1 pseudogene is annotated in these 878 nt (G+C 59.1%); it reads left to right on the top strand.

Annotated features, from left to right (window positions below):
- Positions 1–81: 81 nt before the first annotated feature.
- Positions 82–878, top strand: a pseudogene (locus QCM77_RS45940) (hypothetical protein); the annotation flags it as partial.

Raw genomic sequence — 878 nt, 5'->3', positions numbered from 1 at the left:
CTCCTGAGCAATGTCTCCGGAACAAGCGCAGCTTTCCAGTCGATCGAGACGCTGTTTCAGCAGGACCTCAACGGCGATGGCGTGATCGGGCTGCGCACGACAATCGTTGAGGCGTCGGGCGCGACCAGCCTGGTGCAGGCCGGCAGCAACTACCTCCTCGATCCGACAAGCGGTGGAAGCGGGCCTGTGCTGAAGTTCAATGGTGCGGCCTATGTGGCAGGCCAGTTCAGCAATTGGACGCCGATCGCGGCGGAGGCGACCTCCAGCGGCTACGACGTCGCCTGGAAGAACACCTCGACCGGTGTCTTCACGGTGTGGACCGCCGACAGCAACGGCAACTTCACCTCGAATTTGCTCAGCAATGTCTCAGGGACGAGCGCATCCTTGAAATCGATCGAGACGGTGCTGCACCAGGATCTCAACGGCGATGGCGTAATCAATAGCTCATCGACCGTACTTGATATTTCTGGAAAGATCACTCTTGCTCTCGGCAACCTGAGCCAAGCGACCGTCATCGAGCCAGCAGCGTCGCTCGAACTGACTGGAGCAGCTTCTGGATCGGTCACGTTCAAGGGCGTCACCGGTACCCTCACTCTCGATCATTCCACGCAATTTACTGGCGCGATTTACGGCCTTTCCGGTAACGGTGACCCGTCCAGCTCGGACATTCTTGATCTCAAGGACATCTCGTTCGGATCAGGCACGAAGGTCGCCTATTCTGGCAACACATCGGGCGGGGTCCTCACCGTCTCGGACGCCCAGAACCACATCGCGCATATCACGCTGGCCGGCGACTACACCCATTCCACGTTCAATCTCTCAAGCGATGGAAACGGGGGCACCCTCGTCATCGATCCGCCCGCCGACGGGTTTAACTT

Origin of the sequence: Bradyrhizobium nivariense, assembly GCF_029846695.2 — a bacterium.
Lineage (GTDB): Bacteria > Pseudomonadota > Alphaproteobacteria > Rhizobiales > Xanthobacteraceae > Bradyrhizobium.
This window is presented reverse-complemented; position numbering and strand designations above follow the sequence as displayed.